General features: G+C 69.3%; 22 protein-coding genes. 6 read left to right on the top strand and 16 right to left on the bottom strand.

The window, feature by feature from the left end:
• Positions 1-71 precede the first annotated feature (71 nt).
• Both H5395_RS08480 and H5395_RS08475 read left to right on the top strand, forming a co-directional pair.
• On the top strand, positions 72-539 hold the full coding sequence (locus H5395_RS08480; protein WP_182792131.1) for an Rrf2 family transcriptional regulator: 468 nt from the start codon (positions 72-74) through the stop codon (positions 537-539).
• Between the two features lie 146 nt (positions 540-685).
• Positions 686-1,198, top strand: a complete 513-nt coding sequence (locus H5395_RS08475) for a CAP domain-containing protein (RefSeq protein WP_182792130.1) — start codon at positions 686-688, stop codon at positions 1,196-1,198.
• Between the two features lie 114 nt (positions 1,199-1,312).
• Here H5395_RS08475 and H5395_RS08470 read toward each other — a convergent pair whose 3' ends face one another.
• From H5395_RS08470 to H5395_RS08440, 7 genes are all read right to left on the bottom strand, one after another.
• The gene (locus tag H5395_RS08470) at positions 1,313-2,095 is read right to left on the bottom strand and encodes an SDR family oxidoreductase (RefSeq protein ID WP_182792129.1); all 783 of its coding nucleotides are present in this window, start codon (positions 2,093-2,095) and stop codon (positions 1,313-1,315) included.
• Between the two features lie 63 nt (positions 2,096-2,158).
• On the bottom strand, positions 2,159-2,494 hold the full coding sequence (locus H5395_RS08465) for a hypothetical protein (protein ID WP_182792128.1): 336 nt from the start codon (positions 2,492-2,494) through the stop codon (positions 2,159-2,161).
• Positions 2,491-3,165 carry a hypothetical protein gene (locus H5395_RS08460; protein WP_182792127.1) on the bottom strand — a complete coding sequence of 225 codons (675 nt, stop codon included), beginning with the start codon at positions 3,163-3,165 and terminating at the stop codon, positions 2,491-2,493. The genes H5395_RS08465 and H5395_RS08460 overlap by 4 nt, the downstream gene beginning before the upstream one ends.
• 74 nt (positions 3,166-3,239) lie before the next feature.
• A complete protein-coding gene (locus tag H5395_RS08455) occupies positions 3,240-4,565 on the bottom strand; it encodes a hybrid sensor histidine kinase/response regulator (RefSeq protein WP_182792126.1) in 1,326 nt (441 codons plus the stop codon).
• The gene (locus H5395_RS08450; protein ID WP_182792125.1) at positions 4,559-5,692 is read right to left on the bottom strand and encodes an FIST N-terminal domain-containing protein; all 1,134 of its coding nucleotides are present in this window, start codon (positions 5,690-5,692) and stop codon (positions 4,559-4,561) included. Before H5395_RS08450 ends, H5395_RS08455 begins: the two co-directional genes overlap by 7 nt.
• 5 nt (positions 5,693-5,697) lie before the next feature.
• Positions 5,698-6,432, bottom strand: coding sequence for a response regulator transcription factor (locus H5395_RS08445; protein WP_182792124.1), 735 nt, complete (start codon positions 6,430-6,432; stop codon positions 5,698-5,700).
• Between the two features lie 138 nt (positions 6,433-6,570).
• Positions 6,571-6,819, bottom strand: a complete 249-nt coding sequence (locus tag H5395_RS08440) for a hypothetical protein (protein WP_182792123.1) — start codon at positions 6,817-6,819, stop codon at positions 6,571-6,573.
• Positions 6,820-6,920: 101 nt separating this feature from the next.
• Between H5395_RS08440 and H5395_RS08435 the strand changes: the two genes are divergently transcribed.
• Complete coding sequence (locus H5395_RS08435; protein ID WP_182792122.1) at positions 6,921-7,808, top strand: LysR substrate-binding domain-containing protein; 888 nt, start codon at positions 6,921-6,923, stop codon at positions 7,806-7,808.
• Here H5395_RS08435 and H5395_RS08430 read toward each other — a convergent pair.
• Complete coding sequence (locus H5395_RS08430; RefSeq protein WP_182792121.1) at positions 7,805-8,587, bottom strand: 3-hydroxybutyrate dehydrogenase; 783 nt, start codon at positions 8,585-8,587, stop codon at positions 7,805-7,807. The two genes, H5395_RS08435 and H5395_RS08430, sit on opposite strands and share 4 nt — an antisense overlap.
• Before the next feature lie 150 nt (positions 8,588-8,737).
• Between H5395_RS08430 and H5395_RS08425 the strand changes: the two genes are divergently transcribed.
• Together H5395_RS08425 and H5395_RS08420 are read left to right on the top strand one after the other, a co-directional pair.
• Positions 8,738-9,178: a DUF1440 domain-containing protein gene (locus H5395_RS08425; RefSeq protein ID WP_182792120.1), complete on the top strand. Its 441-nt coding sequence runs from the start codon at positions 8,738-8,740 to the stop codon at positions 9,176-9,178.
• A 353-nt stretch (positions 9,179-9,531) separates the two neighbouring features.
• Positions 9,532-11,394 carry an extracellular solute-binding protein gene (locus H5395_RS08420; protein ID WP_182792119.1) on the top strand — a complete coding sequence of 621 codons (1,863 nt, stop codon included), beginning with the start codon at positions 9,532-9,534 and terminating at the stop codon, positions 11,392-11,394.
• 3 nt (positions 11,395-11,397) lie between these two features.
• Here H5395_RS08420 and H5395_RS08415 read toward each other — a convergent pair whose 3' ends face one another.
• The 8 genes from H5395_RS08415 to bioB all read right to left on the bottom strand — a co-directional run bounded on the left by H5395_RS08415 (position 11,398) and on the right by bioB (position 17,125).
• Positions 11,398-11,748 (bottom strand): hypothetical protein, encoded by a 351-nt coding sequence (locus H5395_RS08415; protein ID WP_182792118.1) that lies wholly within the window; start codon positions 11,746-11,748, stop codon positions 11,398-11,400.
• A gap of 82 nt (positions 11,749-11,830) precedes the next feature.
• Positions 11,831-12,166, bottom strand: coding sequence for a DUF2794 domain-containing protein (locus tag H5395_RS08410; RefSeq protein WP_182792117.1), 336 nt, complete (start codon positions 12,164-12,166; stop codon positions 11,831-11,833).
• A gap of 140 nt (positions 12,167-12,306) precedes the next feature.
• Positions 12,307-12,579, bottom strand: a complete 273-nt coding sequence (locus tag H5395_RS08405) for an I78 family peptidase inhibitor (protein ID WP_182792116.1) — start codon at positions 12,577-12,579, stop codon at positions 12,307-12,309.
• A gap of 17 nt (positions 12,580-12,596) precedes the next feature.
• Positions 12,597-12,932 (bottom strand): hypothetical protein, encoded by a 336-nt coding sequence (locus tag H5395_RS08400; RefSeq protein ID WP_234450728.1) that lies wholly within the window; start codon positions 12,930-12,932, stop codon positions 12,597-12,599.
• A 158-nt stretch (positions 12,933-13,090) separates the two neighbouring features.
• On the bottom strand, positions 13,091-14,332 hold the full coding sequence (locus H5395_RS08395; RefSeq protein ID WP_182792115.1) for an adenosylmethionine--8-amino-7-oxononanoate transaminase: 1,242 nt from the start codon (positions 14,330-14,332) through the stop codon (positions 13,091-13,093).
• Positions 14,329-14,958 (bottom strand): dethiobiotin synthase, encoded by a 630-nt coding sequence (gene bioD, locus H5395_RS08390; protein WP_182792114.1) that lies wholly within the window; start codon positions 14,956-14,958, stop codon positions 14,329-14,331. Before bioD ends, H5395_RS08395 begins: the two co-directional genes overlap by 4 nt.
• A complete protein-coding gene (locus H5395_RS08385; protein WP_370576415.1) occupies positions 14,943-16,091 on the bottom strand; it encodes an 8-amino-7-oxononanoate synthase in 1,149 nt (382 codons plus the stop codon). Before H5395_RS08385 ends, bioD begins: the two co-directional genes overlap by 16 nt.
• The gene (gene bioB, locus H5395_RS08380) at positions 16,088-17,125 is read right to left on the bottom strand and encodes a biotin synthase BioB (protein WP_182792113.1); all 1,038 of its coding nucleotides are present in this window, start codon (positions 17,123-17,125) and stop codon (positions 16,088-16,090) included. The genes H5395_RS08385 and bioB overlap by 4 nt, the downstream gene beginning before the upstream one ends.
• 145 nt (positions 17,126-17,270) lie before the next feature.
• On the opposite strand from bioB, the gene H5395_RS08375 reads away from it, so the two are divergent.
• Positions 17,271-18,254 carry a BMP family protein gene (locus H5395_RS08375; RefSeq protein WP_182792112.1) on the top strand — a complete coding sequence of 328 codons (984 nt, stop codon included), beginning with the start codon at positions 17,271-17,273 and terminating at the stop codon, positions 18,252-18,254.
• The last annotated feature ends 6 nt before the right edge of the window (positions 18,255-18,260 follow it).

Below are 18,260 nucleotides of genomic sequence, written 5' to 3'. Positions count from 1 at the left end.
CGGCAGGGCGGGCTTAGCGCAGGGCGCGAGACGGCGTCAATTGGTCCCGCCCGTGATCACACGAGGGGCAGATGAAGCTTTCCACAAAGGGCCGCTATGCGATGGTCGCGCTGGTCGACCTGGCGACCAGTCCGGGGCGGCTGACGACGCTGGCGGCGATCTCGAAGCGGCAGAACATCTCGCTGCCCTACCTGGAACAGCTTTTCGTGCGCCTGCGCCGGGCCGGGCTGGTCGAAAGCGTGCGCGGCCCGGGGGGCGGCTACCGGCTGGCCCGCACGCCCGAAACGATTCGGGTGGCGGACATCCTGGGCGCGGTGGACGAGACGGTCAGCGCGCTGCATGTCGGCGCCGGCGCCTCGGGGGGGCAAAGCGGGACGCGGGCGCAGTCGCTGACCAACCGGCTGTGGGAAGGGCTGTCGGCCCATGTCTATGTCTTCCTGCACAACACGACGCTGGGCGACGTGGCGATGAACGGGCTGCTGCCCTGCCCCGCCGTCCCCGCGATCCTGTCGGTCGAGGACGAAGGCGCGCCCGCCTGATCCCCGCCACGGCAGGTCCTTTACGGCTGGCCTTTTACGGCAGGGATGCAACGCTTGCGGCGCGATTGTCGCCCCACACGCATTCTTGGGTTTGAAGGACCCCATGCGGCCCGATAATCGGGCGCAAACCCTTGAACGGACCTGACATGACCAAGCTGACCCTTGCCGCCGCCCTTGCCGTGATGACGCTGTCGGCCTGCGCCATCCAACCGCAGGCCACCGTTGGCCCGGACGGGCAGCCGATCCCGGTGGCCTACCGGATCTCGGCCCGCGACGCCGCCGAGATCCCGACGCGGGCGCTGACCCAGATCAACATGCTGCGGACCCAGCAGGGGTTGCAGGCGCTGGTGCTGAGCCCGCAACTGGGCGCGGCGGCGATGGCGCATTCGCGCGACATGTCGGCGCAGAACCGGGCCTGGCACTTCGGCTCGGACGGGTCGTCACCCCTGGACCGGGCGCGGCGGCAAGGGTATGCCGGGCGGCTGCTGGGCGAGGACATCTCGGAAACCTACGAGAACGAGATCGGCACCCTGAACGCCTGGATGCAGTCCCGCGACACCCGCGACATCCTGATGGACCCGGCGGCGCGCGAACTGGGCATGGGCTGGTTCCAGGAACCGACCAACAAGATCTGGTGGACGGTGCTGGTCGGCGCCTGACGGCACTGTCGGACCGGGGCGCTGCCCCATCGTCGTATACGACGATCCCGGGATATTTCTACGAAGAAGAAACACTAGGGCCGCGCCGCCAGGACGCGGCCCTGTTCGCGCGCGTCAGACGGTGACGTTCAGCGCGCCGCCGTCGAGGACAAGGTTCTGCCCCACGATGAACCGCGCCTGCTGCGCGCAGAGAAAGGCGCAGGCGGCGCCGAAATCCTCGGCCCGGCCATAGGTCCGGGTCGGGATCGTGGCTTCGCGCTGGCGGCGAGCCTCGTCGGGGGTGATCCCCTGGGCATTGGACACGCCCTGGTCCAGCGAGGTCGCACGGTCGGTGTCGTGAATGCCGGGCAGCAGGTTGTTCACGCAGACGCCCTTTTCGGCGACTTGCCGCGACATGCCGGCAACGAAGCCGGTCAGGCCGTTCCGGGCCGTGTTCGACAGGCCAAGCTGCGGGATGGGCGCGCGGACAGCGGCCGAGGTGATGTTGACGACCCGGCCCCAGTTGCGGTCCATCATGCCGGGCACTAGTGCCTGCATCAGCGCGATGGCCGACAGCATGTTGCCGTCGATGGCGCGGATGAAGTCCTCGCGGCTCCAGTCCGTCCAGATGCCGGGGGGTGGGCCGCCGGCGTTGGTCACGAGAATGTCGGCCTGCCCGCCCAGCGCCTCCAGCACCTGTGCGCGGCCTTCGGCGGTGGTGATGTCGGCGGCGACGGGAATGACGGTGACGCCGTGAGCTTCCGCGATCTCGCGGGCGGCCTGTTCCAGCGCCTCGGCCCCGCGCGCGTTGATCACGAGGTCCACGCCCTCGGCCGCCAGCGCCTCGGCGCAGCCGCGCCCCAGGCCCTTCGAAGCCGCGCAGACCAGCCCCTTCTTGCCCCTGATGCCCAGATCCATGGTCAACCCCTTTCGATGTGCTGGCCGAACGAACCCTTGTCCGCCTCCAAGGTCAAGTGCGCGTTAGAAGCAGAGGATCTCGGCCTCGGCCTCGGCGCGGCGCAGGTCGGCGACCATCATCTCCATCATCCCGCCGCCCCGGAACATGCCGGACCGCTCGCCGGTGGTCTGGCGCATCCGCAGCACCGTCTCGGCGGCGGCATAATCGTCAAAGGGCAGCACGTCGGCGATGGCGTCGATGGCGCAGGAACAGCGCTGCAGCGCATCCGGTGTCTCGCCATTGGCCGCCATGCAGGCGACCGCGTATTCGACGCGGCTGGCGGTCGGGTAGTCGTTCACCTCTTGCGCGGCCGCAGCGCCGGCGGCGAGCAGCCCCGACAGGGCGAAAGCGGCCCTCATTGCATCACCAGCGCATGGCGGTAGGGGGCGGGGGCGATCACCTGCCCCGCCATCTCGCGCGGGGTTTCCACGGCGACAGGCTGGCCCGTCTCGGCCACCATCTCACGGATGGGGGCAGTGGCGTCCTCGCCCATGACGAAGCGCAGTTCCAGCGCGGCGAAGCCGCCCATGCGTTCGGCGTTGGGGTCGCCGTCGAAGGGCCGCGCCACCACGGTGGTGACGCCGCCTTCCCGCTGGACCGAGCCGCCCCGGAACACCGCGTCCTTGATGCGGTTGCGGATGTAATGGGGATTGCCGCCGGTCAGGGTCGCCATGTCGCGGACGGTGTTTTCAAGAAAGAGGATCACCACCGGATCGCCGCCCGAGACCGGAAAGGGGCCGATCCTGCGGCTGGTCTCGCCCGCCGACTGTTCAAGCTGCAGCACCGGCTTGCCATCCGAGGTATCGCTGGCTTCGGACAGCACCAGCCGGCCGTCGCGGATCTGGCGGAAGCCGGGCAGCGCCGGGCCTTCCTGCGTCTCGGCCCAGGTCAGGGTCCGCGCGCCCAAGGCCCAGGGGCCACGTTCGGCAAAGATCAGGTCGCCCGCCTCGCTGGCGGCAAGCGGCGCGGCGAGGCCGCAGGCCAGCAGCGCGGCGGCCAGTCCTGCACGCAGGCTTTTCAGGTATCGCATCGGGTCTCCTCCGTTGCGGGTCACGATGAAGCGGCGCCCGGCACTTGCCAAGCCCCTGCCTGCCCGCGCATCCGTCAGCGTGAGAGCACCCGCAGCAGGATCGCGCCCAGTTCCTCGGGGCGGACCGGCTTTTCGACCAGCGGCACGTCCAGCGCGGCGCAGTCGCGGGCGATCTGCGGGTCGCGCTGGGCCGTCACCATCACGGCCGGCACCCGCTGGCCGGCCGCTGCGCGCAGCGCCCGGATCGCGGCCATGCCGGTATCGCCGTTGTCGAGGTTGTAGTCGGCCAGGATCACGTCGGGCGGATCGTCCTGCCCCATCGCCGCCAGCGCCTCGGCGGTGCCGCCGGTCGCGCGCACGACCATGCCGAAGCGTCCGGCCAGCATCAGCTCATACCCCCGCCGCATGGCCGCGTCGTTTTCCACGATCAGCGCCACGCGGGCGCGCAGGGCGTGGGGGGCGGCATCCGGGCATCCCTGACACTCGCCCTTGGGCTGGACCGGCGGCAGGCCGACGCGGAAGACGGTGCCGCGGCCGGGCTGGCTCTCCACCTCCAGCGGGTGGCCCAGCTTGACGCAGGCCCGGCGCACGATCGACAGGCCCAGGCCCATGCCCTGCGGCCCGCCGTCGCGCACGGCGCGCTGGAACTCGTCGAAGATGCGGGCGCGGTCGGATTCGCTGATGCCGGTGCCGCTGTCGTGCACCTCAAGCCAGATCAGCCCGGCGCGGCGGCGGACGCCCACGACCACGCCACCGCTTTCGGTATACTTGATCGCGTTCGACACAAGGTTCTGGGCGATGCGGCGCAGGAATGTCGGGTCGCTGTCCACCACCGCCGAGGTCGGCACGAAGCTGAGCCGCAGCCCCGCGGCCTCGGCCATCGGCGCGTATTCGACGGCGAGGCGGCGGAACAGGGTGTCGAGTTCGACGGGCTTGCGGTGGAACTCGATCCGCTGGCTGTCCAGCCGGCTGATGTCGAGAACGGCGTGCATCAGTTCCTCGACCGACTCGAAGGCCCCGGCAAGGCGGCCCGCAAGCTCCTGCTGCAGAGGGTCGAGGTTCGTGTCGGTCAGCGCCGACAGGAACAGCCGGGCGGCAGCCAGTGGCTGCAGCAGGTCGTGGCTGGCCGCGCGCAGGAAGCGGGTCTTGGACCGGTTGGCCTCCTCGGCCGCCGCGCGGGCCACGGCGAGGTCGCGGTTCTTTTCCGACAGGTCCGCAAGCGCCTGTTCAAGATCGCGGGTGCGGGCCAGCGCCTCGCGTTCCAGGGCCACGGCGGCCTGGAACATCGACCAGGCGGAACCGCGCGTTTCCTCAAGCCGGTCCACGCGCTCGATCAGCACCTCGGCGATGCGTTCCAGCTTTTCGGCGCGCCGGACGGGATCGTCACTGTTTCTCAGCATTGCGGCGGGTCAGGCTCCATCAGCGCCAGGCCGACAAAGGTCTGGTTGACATGCATCCCGCTCATCTGCTCGCCATAGGTGTTGAAGCCGCAGACGCGGTAGCGGTGAAACAGGTCGGCCATCGCCTCGGTCATGCCGGCCTGTTCCACCGCCAGCCTTCGCAGGATGCAGTCAAAGCCCAGCACGATCAGCGGCGGGCGCGGCAGGGCGTCCAGCGCGTCGGCAAAGCCCGCGGTCACGTCGCCCGCCTGCCCCAGCGTCAGAACGGTTCCCGGTTCCACCGCCGACATCAGGCGCAGACTGCCCGTCTCGCCGACCTCGCTGATGGCGCGGACGTGATAACGGCGGCCCGTCTTCAGCAGCAGCGGGTGGCGGGCGAAATCGGCGCGTTTCAGGTGGTCGGGGTCGAGGCCCGCAAGGCGGGCGTATTCCTGGGCGGCGGGTTCGGCGTTCAGTTCGAGGATCTCGCGCTTGCAGGGATCGGCATGGGTGACGACAGCGCGCCGGGGGGTCGGGGCGAAATGGGCAAAGCTGACCTCGGACACCGACAGCACCGTTTCGACCAGCACGAAGACGGCGGCGCCGGGGACCACCTCGCCGTCGAGGATCTGGCAGCTATCCTGGAAATCCGGCCCATCGCCGGCCGAGCCGCCCACCACCGGCAGGCCGGGGAAGGCAGCGTCGAGGGTCGAGACCAGCACGTCCTCGTTGCAGGCGGTGCCGTCGGCCAGAAGGATGCCGAACTGCGCGCGGGCAGGGTCGGGCGCGAAGCCGTCGCGCAACTGGCGCAGTTGCGACAGCCAGGCCGAGACCGGGATCGACGACTGGTCGGCCAGCGCCAGCGCGCCCACCCGGAAGGCGGGGCGGGGAAAGCCGATGGCGACCACGGTGCCACGCTGGTAGCCCTGCGCGCCGATCTCGCCCGCCGAGGAACAGCCGGCGATGCGGGTGCCCGGCAGCATCCCGGTCAGTTCGCCCGCGATCCCGCCCAGCGCCGCCTTGGGCGAGCCGAACATCAGCACCAGTGCCGGGTCGCAGCCGGAGAGCCCGCGCGCCAAGGCTGCGGCGCCGCCCGGATCGTCGGCCTGGACGCTGACCGTGACGGGCGCAAGGCCGGCGACTGTCATCGCGCTCAGCCCGGTTCGAACAGGCGGACGCTGTTGGCCAGCAGCACGGCCTGGGTGCGGCGGCGGGCGTTGATCTTGGACATGATCGCGGTGATGTGGGTCTTGACCGTCGCCTCGGCGATCGACAGCTCGTAGCTGATTTCCTTGTTGGCCTTGCCCTGGCAGATCAGCCGCAGGATCTTCATCTGCTGCGGCGTCAGCGTGGCGAAGCGGCGGGCAAGCTCGGCCCGCGCGTCCTCCTCGGTCCCGCCATCCTCGGGCTCGTAGCCCTCGGGCGTGACCCGCTCACCTTCCCACATGCGGCGCAGGCTGTCCACCAGCGCCTCGCGGCCCAGCGACTTCGAGATGTAGCCCTGCGCGCCGGCCGCGATGGCGGCCGAGATCATGGCGTTTTCCAGATCGGCCGAGATCATGGTGATCGGCACGTCCGGCAGTTGCCGGCGCAGGGTGACGATCCCTTCCGCGCCCCGCGCATCGGGCAGGTTGAGGTCCAGGATCACCGCGTCGGGCGCCCCGTGGGTGCGGATCTGTTCCACGGCGGCGGCAAGGCTGCGGGCGGTCCGCACGGTCTTGCGGCCAAAGCTGATCTTCAGCGTCAGGGCCAGCGCGTCGCACATCAGCGGGTGGTCATCGACGATCAGGATGTCCTTGACGCGGTCGGCGGACAGGCGGGGCCGCGCGGGGGCGGGTGCGGTGCCGGTCCCGCGGTCGGGCTCGGCGTTCTGGCTGGCTGTTGTCATGGTTCTTCCTCCCCGGTCGGGCGCATCGGCGCGGACGCGGTCCCGGGCTTCAGTCTAGGACCATGCGCCCCATGCGCAAGCCCGTGTCGACCGGCCCGCGGGGCCTTGGGGCGCAGCCCCGCGGGTGCTGGCGCGGGGCTACCAGTGCCAGTCGCTCAGCGTGCGGTCGATCAGCCCGTGGCTGACGAATGTCCGCCCGCCGTTCTCGTATCCCGTCAGCGGCAGCCCGCCGTCCAGCCCGATGTCCTTGCGCAGATAGTCGGGCATCGTCTGCAGCCGGGCGATTTCCGCCCGGTGCCGCGCCCGCATCCGCCGCGCGGCCCAGAAGCCGCGCAGCCGCCATCCCCGCGTGGCCGGCGCCACGCCGCATTCCATAACCGTTGCCATGTCGCTGATCCTTCACATCAGGCTTGATGCCTGACCTGAAGATGCCCAGTCTGCAGCTATCACGCCAATCATGGCTCGGCATGGGGGCATAAGCCCGGCTGATGGAAAACCTGCCTCCGCTGACGGCGCTGCGCGTCTTCGATTCGGTCGCCCGGCAGATGTCCTTCACCGCCGCCGCGCGCGAACTGGGCATGACGCAGGCGGGCGTCAGCTACCAGATCAGGCTGCTGGAGGAGCGGCTGGGCGGTCCCCTGTTCCTGCGCAAGCCGAAGGGCGTCGAGTTGACCGCGCTGGGCGCGCGCCTTGCGGGACCGACGCGCGAAGCCTTCGACCTGCTGCGCGCGACCTATGCGCCGCAGGCCGAGGCGGACTCGCTGTCGATTTCCACGTTGCAGACGCTGGCCGGGAACTGGCTGTCGCAGCGGCTGGGGCACTTCCAGTCCGAGAACCCGCATCTGTCCGTGCGGATGGAAGCCTCGGACCACCTTGTCGATTTCGCCCGCGAGGATATCGACGTGGCGATCCGCTTCGGCGCGGGCGACTGGCCGGGGCTGGCAGCGCAGAAGCTGTTCACCGTCGATTTCACGCCGATGCTGTCGCCCGCCCTGATCGCGCGGCACGGGCCGCTGACTGCCCCCGAGCAAATTGTGCCCCTGCCCTGGATCGCCCGCGACGATCCCTCATGGGGGATCTGGCTGGCGGCGGCCGGGGTGCGGCTGTCCTGCGACGACCCGCCCCGCCCCTCGCTGACGCTGGGCACCCAGATCCACGAGGCGCGGCTGGCGATGGCGGGCAATGGCGTGGCGATGCTGACGCCGCGCTTCTTCCGCTTTGAACTTGCCGCCGGGGCGCTGGTGCAGCCCTTTGCGCTGACCGCGACGGACGGCAAGGCCTATTGGCTGGTCCACCCGCCCGCGCGGCGCAACCGCCCCGCGATCCGCGCCTTCCGCCGCTTCCTGCTGGCCGAGGTGGCAGGGGACGGCGCCTAGAGCGCCGTCCAGCCCCCGTCCACGGAGATCGTCGTGCCGGTGACCTGCGTCGCCGTCTCGGAACACAGGAACACCGTGGTGCCGCCGATCTGCTCGACCGTGGCGAACTCGCCCGAGGGCTGGCGGGCGAGCATCACCTTGGCGATGACCTCCTCGCGGCCCATGTTGTGGGTCTTCATCTGGTCGGGGATCTGCGCCTCGATGATGGGCGTCAGCACGTAGCCGGGGCAGATGGCGTTGCAGGTGATCGGATCGGTCGCGGTTTCCAGCGCCGTCACCTTGGTCAGCCCGACGACCCCGTGCTTGGCCGCCACATAGGCCGACTTGAAGGGCGAGGCTGTCAGGCCATGGGCCGAGGCGATGTTGACCACCCGCCCCCAGCCCGCAGCCCGCATCATCGGCAGCGCCGCGGCGGTGGTGTGGAAGGCGCTGGACAGGTTGATGGCGATGATCGCGTCCCATTTTTCCGCCGGGAACTCGGGGATCGGGGCGACGTGCTGGATGCCCGCGTTGTTCACCAGGATGTCGCAGCGGCCCGCGCTTTCCACCAGCCGGCGGCAGTCCTCGGCCTTGCTCATGTCGGCCTGGATGTAGCGGACGGTCACGCCATGCTCGGCCGAAAGCCGCTTTGCCAGCGCGTGATCCTCGGGGGTGTCGGTGAAGCTGTTGATGACCACGTCGGCGCCCGCCGCCGCCAGCGCCTCGGCCACGCCCAGCCCGATGCCGCTGTTCGATCCGGTGACGACCGCCGCCTTGCCCGCCAGAATCCTGTCCGCCATGTCCTGCACCCTTCATTCGCGTTGCGCCGCGACCTTAGCGCAGGAAAGCGCATCCGCCAGCCCCCTGCCGGAACGTCTCGCGCCGCCTGCCGGAACCGGGGCGTTCGCCGTCCGTTCGATTCCCGGCCGATCCGATGGAGGACGACGATCATGGCGCATCACGGCAACAGGAACGACGACGACCTCGGCCGCGCGCTGCTGAAGGGGACGGTGGCGGCGGTCGCGGCCACGGTGGCGCTGGACCGGCTGGACTGGTTCATGTGGAACAACCTCAGCCCCGAGACCCGCCAGCGGACCCGCAGCGTCCGCCCCGAGGGGCTGGACCCCGGCCACCTGATCGCCCGCAAGGCGGCCCGCGCGCTGGGCACCGACATCAAGCCGCAGGGCCGGGACAACCAGCATCCCGCCGGGGTCGCCGTCCATCTTGCCATCGGCATGGTGCCAGCGCTGGCCTATGCGGCCCTGCGGAACCGCGCCCCTTCGCTGACCGCGGGGGGCGGGACGCTGTTCGGGCTGGGGATGTTCGCCCTCCATGACGAGGGGATGAACACTGCCAGCGGCCTTGGCGCGCGGCCCGCGGAATATCCATGACAGGCCCATGCGCGGGGCCTGGTCGCGCATCTGGTCTATGGCGCGGTGCTGGAAGGCACGCTGCGGCTGCTGGACGGGCCGACCGGACGACGCCGCCGGCACCGCTGAGCGCAAACATCCCAAGGTTGTTTTTCACTTGCGCAAAGACTGCATCCAGACAAAAAAGGCGCCCGCACGAAGCGGGCGCCAAGTCTGAGGCAGGTTTCATACAGGCAAGAAACCTATCGAGCAGTGAGTTCGATATACGCCCAAGACCTCGCGAGGCCAAGGCCTTCGTTTGCCGGGAGGTTAAGGCAGAGGTAGTGTCCGGCTGAGAACCGGCAACCAAGCCGTGCAGAGCGGGACAGGCGACCATGCGAATCCTCAAGTTTGTTAAAGATTTCGCGACCGGGCGCCGAATGCGCGGCATCTTGCTGGGGCTGGCGACTGTTGCAGCGATGCCGCTGGCAAGTGCTGCCGAACCCTCCCATGCCCTTGCAATGTTTGGAGAACCGGCGCAGCCGCCGGACCTGCGGCAGATGCCCTACGCCAACGCCGCCGCCCCGAAAGGCGGAATGATTCGTTTCGCCGAACCCGGAAATTTCGATTCTCTCAAGCCCTGGGTTCTGAAAGGCAACCCGGCCTGGGCGGTCGGCGTGCATGTCGCGGAACCGCTGATGCTGCGGTCCCTGGACGAGCCTTTCACGCTGTATTGTCTTTTGTGCGAGACCGTTGAAACGAATCAGGACCGCTCTTGGGTCGCCTTTACGTTGCGTCCCGAGGCCCGGTTTTCCGACGGCTCGCCGGTCACGGTCGAGGATGTGATCTGGTCCTTCCAGACCTTGGGGACCGAGGGGCATCCGCGCTATGCCGGGGCTTGGGCCAAGGTCGCCTCGATCAGCCGGACGGGGGAACGCTCGCTCAGGATCGAGTTCTCGGAACAGGACCGAGAGCTTCCGCTGCTGATGGGACTGCGCCCGGTGCTGAAGAAGGCCCAGTGGGACGGCCGGGATTTCGCCGCCTCGTCGCTGGAGGTGCCGGTGGGGTCGGGGCCTTACGTCGTGGACCGGGTCGATCCGGGCCGGTCCATCAGCTTCCGCCGCAACCCCGACTACTGGGGGCGCGACCTGCCCCTGACGCGGGGGATGCACAACTTCGACACCATCCGCTACGATTATTTCGCCGACAGCAGCGCCATGTTTCAGGCTTTCAAGGCCGGGGCGGTCGATGTCTGGCGCGAATTCAGCCCGGTCAAATGGGCGACGGAATACAACTTCCCGGCCATGACCAGCGGCCGGGTCGTCAAGTCCGAGATCCCGCACCGCAGGCCATCCGGCATCATGGGGCTGGCGATGAACACCCGCTCGCCCCTGTTTTCCGACTGGCGGGTGCGCGAGGCGATGATCCTGGCCTTCAACTACCGCTTCATCAACCAGACCCTGACCGGCGGCACCGATCCCCGGATCACCAGCTATTTCGCCAATTCCGACCTTGCCATGCGCCCCGGCCCGCCCGAGGGGCGCGAGGCTGCGCTGCTGGCCCCCTTTGCGGCCGAGGTGCCGCCCGGCACCTTCCAGGGCTATGCCCTGCCGCCCGGTTCCGACCGGATGCTGGACCGCGCGTCGCTGCGCGAGGCGATGCGGCTGCTGGCCGAGGCGGGCTGGACCGTGCGCGACGGGGTTCTGAGGAACGCCGAGGGGCTGGTCTTCGCGCCTGAAATCGTGCTGAACCAGTCGGGCAGCGCCATGCGCGCCGGGTCCGAGGTCCAGCAGATCGTCGACATCTACACCGAGGCCCTGCGGCCGCTGGGGATCGAACCGCGCGTTACGGTGCTGGACAGCGCCCAGTATGTGGAACGCACCAACCGCTTCGCCTTCGACATGAGCTGGTATGAACGCGGGCTGTCGCTGTCGCCGGGCAACGAGCAGGCGCTTTACTGGGGATCGGCCAGCGCCGACCAGCAGGGTTCGCGCAACTGGATGGGGGTCAGGTCACCCGCGGTGGATGCGATGATCGCCGAGGCGGTGAACGCGGAAACCGAGGCCAGGCATGTCGCCGCCATCCGCGCGCTCGACCGGCTGCTGACCACGGGCCGCTATGTGATCCCGGTCAGCTATTCGCCGGTCAGCCGCATCGCCCATGCCTCGTGGCTGCGCTATCCGGCGCGGCCCACCGAATACGGCGACTGGCCGGGGTTCCTGCCGGACCTGTGGTGGTCGGAACGGGCGGACGACTGAGCCTCAGCGGCTTTCGTTGTCGCCGTCGTCGGGATAATCGTCGTCATCCCCGAAGCGGGCATCGTCCGAGTATTCGTCCTCGCCCTCGCCCACATACTTACCCGACAACGCGATCGAGTGATTGTCGTGCAGCGGGTCCATCACGATGTCCGAAGGGATTTCCCCGGCAAGCCATTGCTTGATCTCGTCGCGGGCTTCCTCGGGCTCCTGCTGGGTGATCTCGGCGATGTAGCGGACAAAGGCGCGCTGGTCGCCGTCGATCTCGTCCAGCATCGATTCCTCGGCATCCTCCCATTTCTCAAGAATGGCCTCGTAGAAGGCAGACCAGTTCGCCTGCACATGGGTCCATCTCATCGCTTGATCTCCATCCGGTTGAGCGGGCTGGCCGCCTTCCTGCCCCAAACCGCGGCAAGGGGACGCGGTTCCCTTGCGCGGGTCAGACCGGACGGATCAGCTTGCGTTCCAGGACGCGCAGAACGGTGGCCAGGTCATGGCCGCGGCGCAGGATCTGGCCGTCCATGGCCACGACCGAATACATCCCCTGCGCATTCCTCAGCTTCGGCCGCTTCTCGATGCGGTAAAGCGGGTTCTCGGCCGCGCGGCGGAAGACGGAGAACACCGCCATCTCGCGCAGAAAGGACAGGCCGTAGTCGCGCCATTCCCCGGCCGCGACCATCCGGCCGTAAAGCGACAGGATCACCCCCAGTTCCTGCCGGTCGAAGGAAACGACATCGGGCGCGGGGCCGGGCGGAGGCAGGGGATGGACCGTCATGCCCCCAGCGTGACACCGCGCCGGAATGCGATCAACGGGCAAAATGCGGGTCGCCGCCGCGTCGGCCCGCAAAGCCCTCGCATGGAAACGGGCGGCCCCGTCCGGGACCGCCCGCGCCTTGCCTGCCGGTCAGGGTCGCCTCAGTAGCAGGCGACCTTCTCGATCCGGCCCGAGGCGCCGATCTCGATGTTCATGCGGTCGGGGCGGAAATCCATCGTGACCGCGTCGCCGGGGTTGATGACCCGGGTGCCGGCCTTCAGCATCATGTCGCGCAGCACGGTGGCGGGCTGGCCGATCAGGCCTTGCAGCGCCGAGGCGTTGCACTGGTCGGTGTCGGGTTCCTCGACCGGAACGAGGATCGGCTGGACGCAGGCGGCCAGCGCCAGCAGGGGAAGAAGGGCAAGCGCGCGCATCGTCGTTTCCTTTTCGGTCAGCCGCAATCGACGGCCTGGATGTTGCCGGCGGAGTCCAGGCGGAACACCAGCCGCAGCGGATCATACTCCTGCGGCTCGATCCCGCGGTATTCAACGATGCGATATTCCCGCGTGATGCCGAGCGTCGGGATCGCCGCGCCGGGCTGACCGATGGCGCTGCGGTAGGTTCCCGCCTTGCAGCCGTCGGGTTCGCGCGATTGCAGACCGGCGACGCCGGTGACGGTCGGGACGGCCACCGGGGCCGGGTCGATGACGACCGGCGCGGGCGGCGGGACGGCCACGCAGCCAGCCAGCATGGCGGTGGTCAGGGCAAGGGCGGTCAGTCTTGTCATCGCATCAACCGTTGTTGGAGTCTGTTCGTCGGGCGGCCTGTTCCGGCGCTTTCCGGGTCCGGCCACTATAAGCGGGGGTCCGGCAGCCGGAAAGCATGCGCGGGATCACAGGGTTGCAAGGTGGCGCCCCTGTCACAATCGCGCATCAGCAGGCGGTTTCAGCCGGCGAAATCCGCGATGGCCTGCCAGACCTGATCAAGCTGATCCGCCGTGATGCAATAGGGCGGCATGACATAGACCGTGTTCCCCAAGGGCCGCAGCAGCACACCGCGATCCAGCGCATGGGCCCGCAACCGCGGCCCCACCGCGGCGAGATAGCCCGCCGCATCCACCCTCAGGTCGATGGCGGCGATGGTGCCGGTCTGGCGGGCGTTGGTGAAGGGGCTGCCACGGGCGATTGCCTGCAGCCGCTCGGCCTGCATGGCAGCGACCGCGTCGAGTTGCGCCTGCATCCCGTCTGCCGCCCAGATGCGGGCGTTCGCCAGCCCCGCCGCGCAGGCGAGGGGGTTGGCCGTGTAGCTGGAGGAATGGAAAAATGTGCGGCTGCGGTCCTCGGACCAGTGGGCCTGAAAGATGTCCTCGGTCGCCAGCGTGGCCGCCAGCGGAATCGCGCCGCCGGTCAGGCCCTTGGACGTGCAGAGGATGTCCGGCGAGACCCCCGCGTGATCGCAGGCCCAGGTCCGGCCGGTGCGGCCCCAGCCGGTCATCACCTCGTCGGCGATCATCAGCACGCCGTGGCGGTCGCAGATGCGGCGGATGCCGTCCAGCACCTGCGGGTCATACATCCGCATCCCGCCCGCGCCCAGCACCAACGGTTCAAGGATGATGGCGGCCATGTCGCCACCCGCAGCCATCGCCTCGAAGGCGGAAAGGGTTTCCGCGCCGTCTCCTTCCGGGAAGGGCAGCCTGTCCACGGCGAACATCAGCGGCTCGTAGGCCGCGTTGAAAACGCCGCGCTCGCCCACGCTCATGGTGCCGATGGTGTCGCCGTGATAGCCGTCCTGCAGAACGGCAATGCGGTGGCGCGGGCGGCCGGTATTGCGCCAGAAGCCCAGCGCCATCTTCAGCGCGACCTCGACGCTGGTCGAGCCGCTGTCGGAGTAGAAGACGCGTGTGAGTCCCTTCGGCGCCAGTGCCACCAGTTCGCGGGCAAGGGATTCGGCGGGTTCATGGGTCAGCCCGGCGAAGATCACCTGATCCAGCGTTTCCGAGGCTTCGCGGATCGCCTGCATGATGGGCGGATGGCTGTGGCCGTGGGTAATGACCCACCAGCTTGAGATCGCGTCGATCAGGAGGCCGTGGTCGGTCTCGATGATCGCCCCATGGGTGCGCCGCACGACCGGAGGCTCGGGCTCGGTCGCGTGCTGGGTGAAGGGGCGCCAGACGGGCGAGTCGGTCATGCGAAATCCTGCGGGTCGAAGGCGGCCTGCATCGCGGCGCGCAAGGCGTCGGGCGTCAGCGGATCAAGGCGCGGCAGCCGCCCCAGCACCCGCGCGCCGGTCAGGTCGGCGATGGTGGCGATGTTGTCGGGGTTGTCGTCGCCGACAAAGGCGATCCCGTGCAGGGGCACGCCCCGCGCGCACAGGGATTCGACGGCGGTGACGCTGTGGCTGATCGTCCCCAGTCCCGTGGTCGCCACCAGCACAACGGGGATACCCCAGCGGGCGAAGAGGTCGGCCGACAGAAGCTGCCGGGTGATCGGCACCAGCACGCCCCCTGCTCCCTCGATCACCAGCGGGTCGGCGTCGGGGAGTGTCCAGGTGTCCGGCTCCAGGGTCACGCCCGCCAGTTCCGCCGCGCGGTGGGGCGACAGCGGCACGGGCAGGATCGCGAGGCTGCCGTGGATGCGCGCGCCGGTCATCCCATGAACGAAGGCGGCGTCGCTGCCCTTTGGCGCGGGACCATGCCCCGTGACACCGGTCTGCACGGGCTTCCAGTAATCCGCGCCGATCAGTCCGGTCAGCCCGGCGGCGAAGACGGTCTTGCCGATGTCGGTCCCCGTGCCGGTGATCACGAAGCGGGCCATGCGTCCTCCAGCACCTCGGCCAGCCGGGTGATATCGGCAGGTCGGGCATTCAGCGTCAGTGACACCCGCAAGCGGCAGGTGCCGGGGGGCACGGTTGGCGGGCGGATGCCGCGCACGTCCAGCCCCTCGGATTGCAAACGGGCGGCGAGGCGCATCGTCGGCTCCTCGGCCCCCACGATCAGCGGCACGATCTGGCTGCCCGAGGGCGGCAGATGCGACAGCCGCCGCGCCAGTTCCGCCGTGAACAGGTCGATCAGGCCCTGCAGCGCCGCGCGCCGCTCGGGCTCGTCACGCAGGATCGCCAGCGCCTCGGTCGCCGCCACGGCCATCAGCGGCGAGGGAGCCGTGGCGAAAATGAAGGGCCGCCCGCGGTTCACGATGACGTCCCGCAAGACCCGCGGCAGGGTCAGCACCGCGCCCGAGCCGCCCAGCGCCTTGCCCAGCGTGTGCAGGGTCACGACGTTCTCGCGGCCTTCCAGCGCATGGGACAGCCCGCGTCCGTCAGGCCCCCAGACGCCGGTGGCGTGGGCCTCGTCCACCACAAGGAAGCCCTCGCGGTCGGCCAACGGCGCGAGGGCGTCCAGCGGCGCGCGGTCGCCGTCCATGCTGTAAAGGCTTTCGACGCAGATCCAGACCGCGCCCTTGCCCCCCTTCGCGCGCCAGCCCGCGATCACCTCGGCCGCGTGGCCGGCGTCGTTGTGGCGGAACTCGGCAACCTCGGCGCGGGTCAGCCGCGCGCCTTCGCGGGTCGAGGCATGGGACAGCCCGTCCATCAGCAGCAGGTCGCCACGCTGGGGCAGGGTCGCCAGCACCGCCACGTTGGCCTGATAGCCGCCGCCCAGCATCAGCGCGGACTCGGCCCCGAAGAAGCGCGCGGCGGTGTCCTCGAAGCCCTCGTGCCACTCGGTATTGCCCCGCAGCAGGCGGGAACCGGCAGCGCCGACCGGCACGCCTTCCTCCAGTGCGCGGCGCACGGCATTGGCCAGCCGCAGCGAGCCCGCAAGGCCGATGTAGTCGTTCGACGCGAAATCCACCCCCGCGCGGCCGATCAGCCGACGCGTCCGCCCGCCCGCCGCGATGGCGTCGAGATCCGCGCGGAAGGGCGCGAGCCGGTCGTCGGGAGAAATGCTCACCGCAGGATCGGCACCGGCATCTCGCCCGGTGCGGGCGCGGCCACGTCCTCGGGCGCGTGTTCCCACGCGACCATCGGCTGCATCCCCAGCTTGGCCAGCAGCTTCATGTCATGGTCGTCGCCGGGGTTCGCCGCCGTCAGCAGCGTGTCGCCCATGAAGATCGAGTTCGCGCCCGCGAAGAAGCACAGCGCCTGCATCTCGTCCGACATCTCGGTCCTGCCCGCCGACAGCCGCACATGGCTTTGGGGCATCATGATCCGCGCCAGCGCAATCGTGCGGATGAAGGCGATGGGATCGACGGGGGCCGCGTTCTCCAGCGGCGTGCCGGGAATGGCGATCAGCAGGTTGATCGGCACCGACTCCGGCGGCTCGGGCAGGTTCGCCAGCGTCACCAGCATCTCGACGCGGTCCCCTTGGCCTTCGCCAAGGCCGATGATGCCGCCGGAACACACCTTGATGCCGCTGTCGCGCACCACCGCCAGCGTCTCCAGCCGGTCGGCATAGGTCCGGGTCGTCACCACGTTGGCGTAATGCGACTCGGACGTGTCCACGTTGTGGTTGTAGTAATCCAGCCCCGCGTCCTTCAGCCGCCGCGCCTGTCCGGCGTCCAGCATCCCCAGCGTCATGCAGGTCTCCATCCCCAGCGCCTTGACGCCCTCGACCATGGCCACGACCTGCGCCATGTCGCGTTCCTTGGGGCTGCGCCAGGCGGCGCCCATGCAATAGCGCGTGGCGCCCGCCGCCTTGGCCTTCGCGGCCTCGGCAATCACGCGCTGGACCTCGATCAGCTTGGAGGCCGACAGGTCCGAGCCGTGCCGCGCGGACTGGCTGCAGTAGCCGCAATCTTCGGGGCAACCGCCGGTCTTGATCGACAGCAGCCGCGACAACTGGATTCGGTTGGGGTCGAAGTGCTGGCGATGCACCGTCTGGGCCTGGAACAGCAGGTCCATGAAGGGCTGGTCGATGACGGCCCGCGCCTCGGCCGCGGTCCAGTGCCTGCGTCCGGTCACGGGGGCAACAGTGGGAGCGTTCATGGCGGCCTCTCGTCTGGTCTGCCCCGCCGGTTAGCAGCAACGCCGCCGCCTGTCCAACGGACGCTGCGCCATCCGCGGCGTTTCCGATTGACGCCGCACGGGGCTTTTCCTGTAATCCCGCCAGACCCAACGGGAGAAAGCCGCCATGACCCTGACCCTTCGCCTGGCGAGCGCCGCGCTGGCGCTGTCTACCGCCGCCGCCTGGGCCGAGCCCGCGCTGGTCTTCGACCTCGGCGGCAAGTTCGACAAGTCCTTCAACGAGGCCGCCCATATCGGCGCGACCCGCTGGAAGGAGGAAACCGGGGGCAGCTACAAGGAACTGGAAATGCAGTCCGAGGCCCAGCGCGAGCAGGCCCTGCGCCGCTTGGCCGAATCCGGGTTGAACCCCATCGTGACCACGGGCTTCGCCTTTGGCGAGGTGCTGAACAAGGTTGCCCCCGACTATCCCGACACCCGCTTCGTCATCATCGACACGGTGGTGGACCAGCCGAACGTCCAGTCCAACGTCTATGCCGAACCCGAGGGGTCCTATCTCGCGGGGATTCTGGCGGGGATGGCGTCGCAGACCGGCATCGTGGGCTTCATCGGCGGCATGGACATCCCGCTGATCCACAAGTTCCGCTGCGGCTACGCCGAGGGCTTCAAGTCCGTGCGGCCGGACGGGACGGTCATCACCAACTTCACCGGCACGACCCCGGCGGCCTGGAACGACCCGGTGAAGGGCGGGGAACTCGCCCGCGCGCAGAAGGCGCAGGGCGCGGACGTGATCTATGCGGCGGCGGGCGGCACCGGCATCGGGGTCCTGCAGGCCGCGGCGGACGAGGGCATCCTGTCCATCGGCGTCGATTCCAACCAGAACCACCTGCATCCGGGCAAGGTGCTGACCTCGATGGTCAAGCGCGTGGACAATTCGGTCTACGAGGCGTTCACGGCGGGCGAGGCGGTCGAGCCGGGCGTCAAGCTGATGGACCTCAAGGCCGACGGCGTGGGTCTGGCGATGGATGAAAACAACGCGCCCCTCATCATGCCCGAGATGACCGCCGCCGTCGAGGAGGCCAAGGCCAAGATCATCGCCGGGGAAATCGTGCCGCATGACTACATGACCGACAACGCCTGCCCGGCGGACTGACGGCGC

Source organism: Paracoccus sp. MC1854 (assembly GCF_014164635.1).
Lineage (GTDB): Bacteria > Pseudomonadota > Alphaproteobacteria > Rhodobacterales > Rhodobacteraceae > Paracoccus.
The sequence above is the reverse complement of the archived record's forward strand: the minus strand, read 5'-3'. Positions and strand labels throughout refer to the sequence as shown.

Bases quoted from the DNA above. Each gene is read 5' to 3' on its own strand.
- H5395_RS08445 (WP_182792124.1), bottom strand. From the start codon at position 6,432: ATGACAACAGCCAGCCAGAACGCCGAGCCCGACCGCGGGACCGGCACC.
- H5395_RS08375 (WP_182792112.1), top strand. From the start codon at position 17,271: ATGACCCTGACCCTTCGCCTGGCGAGCGCCGCGCTGGCGCTGTCTACC.
- H5395_RS08415 (WP_182792118.1), bottom strand. From the start codon at position 11,748: ATGAGATGGACCCATGTGCAGGCGAACTGGTCTGCCTTCTACGAGGCC.
- H5395_RS08420 (WP_182792119.1), top strand. From the start codon at position 9,532: ATGCGAATCCTCAAGTTTGTTAAAGATTTCGCGACCGGGCGCCGAATG.
- H5395_RS08480 (WP_182792131.1), top strand. From the start codon at position 72: ATGAAGCTTTCCACAAAGGGCCGCTATGCGATGGTCGCGCTGGTCGAC.
- H5395_RS08475 (WP_182792130.1), top strand. From the start codon at position 686: ATGACCAAGCTGACCCTTGCCGCCGCCCTTGCCGTGATGACGCTGTCG.
- H5395_RS08465 (WP_182792128.1), bottom strand. From the start codon at position 2,494: ATGAGGGCCGCTTTCGCCCTGTCGGGGCTGCTCGCCGCCGGCGCTGCG.
- bioD (WP_182792114.1), bottom strand. From the start codon at position 14,958: ATGGCCCGCTTCGTGATCACCGGCACGGGGACCGACATCGGCAAGACC.
- H5395_RS08440 (WP_182792123.1), bottom strand. From the start codon at position 6,819: ATGGCAACGGTTATGGAATGCGGCGTGGCGCCGGCCACGCGGGGATGG.
- bioB (WP_182792113.1), bottom strand. From the start codon at position 17,125: ATGAACGCTCCCACTGTTGCCCCCGTGACCGGACGCAGGCACTGGACC.
- H5395_RS08430 (WP_182792121.1), bottom strand. From the start codon at position 8,587: ATGGCGGACAGGATTCTGGCGGGCAAGGCGGCGGTCGTCACCGGATCG.
- H5395_RS08425 (WP_182792120.1), top strand. From the start codon at position 8,738: ATGGCGCATCACGGCAACAGGAACGACGACGACCTCGGCCGCGCGCTG.
- H5395_RS08435 (WP_182792122.1), top strand. From the start codon at position 6,921: ATGGAAAACCTGCCTCCGCTGACGGCGCTGCGCGTCTTCGATTCGGTC.
- H5395_RS08410 (WP_182792117.1), bottom strand. From the start codon at position 12,166: ATGACGGTCCATCCCCTGCCTCCGCCCGGCCCCGCGCCCGATGTCGTT.
- H5395_RS08455 (WP_182792126.1), bottom strand. From the start codon at position 4,565: ATGCTGAGAAACAGTGACGATCCCGTCCGGCGCGCCGAAAAGCTGGAA.
- H5395_RS08405 (WP_182792116.1), bottom strand. From the start codon at position 12,579: ATGCGCGCGCTTGCCCTTCTTCCCCTGCTGGCGCTGGCCGCCTGCGTC.
- H5395_RS08470 (WP_182792129.1), bottom strand. From the start codon at position 2,095: ATGGATCTGGGCATCAGGGGCAAGAAGGGGCTGGTCTGCGCGGCTTCG.
- H5395_RS08450 (WP_182792125.1), bottom strand. From the start codon at position 5,692: ATGACAGTCGCCGGCCTTGCGCCCGTCACGGTCAGCGTCCAGGCCGAC.
- H5395_RS08400 (WP_234450728.1), bottom strand. From the start codon at position 12,932: ATGACAAGACTGACCGCCCTTGCCCTGACCACCGCCATGCTGGCTGGC.
- H5395_RS08395 (WP_182792115.1), bottom strand. From the start codon at position 14,332: ATGACCGACTCGCCCGTCTGGCGCCCCTTCACCCAGCACGCGACCGAG.
- H5395_RS08460 (WP_182792127.1), bottom strand. From the start codon at position 3,165: ATGCGATACCTGAAAAGCCTGCGTGCAGGACTGGCCGCCGCGCTGCTG.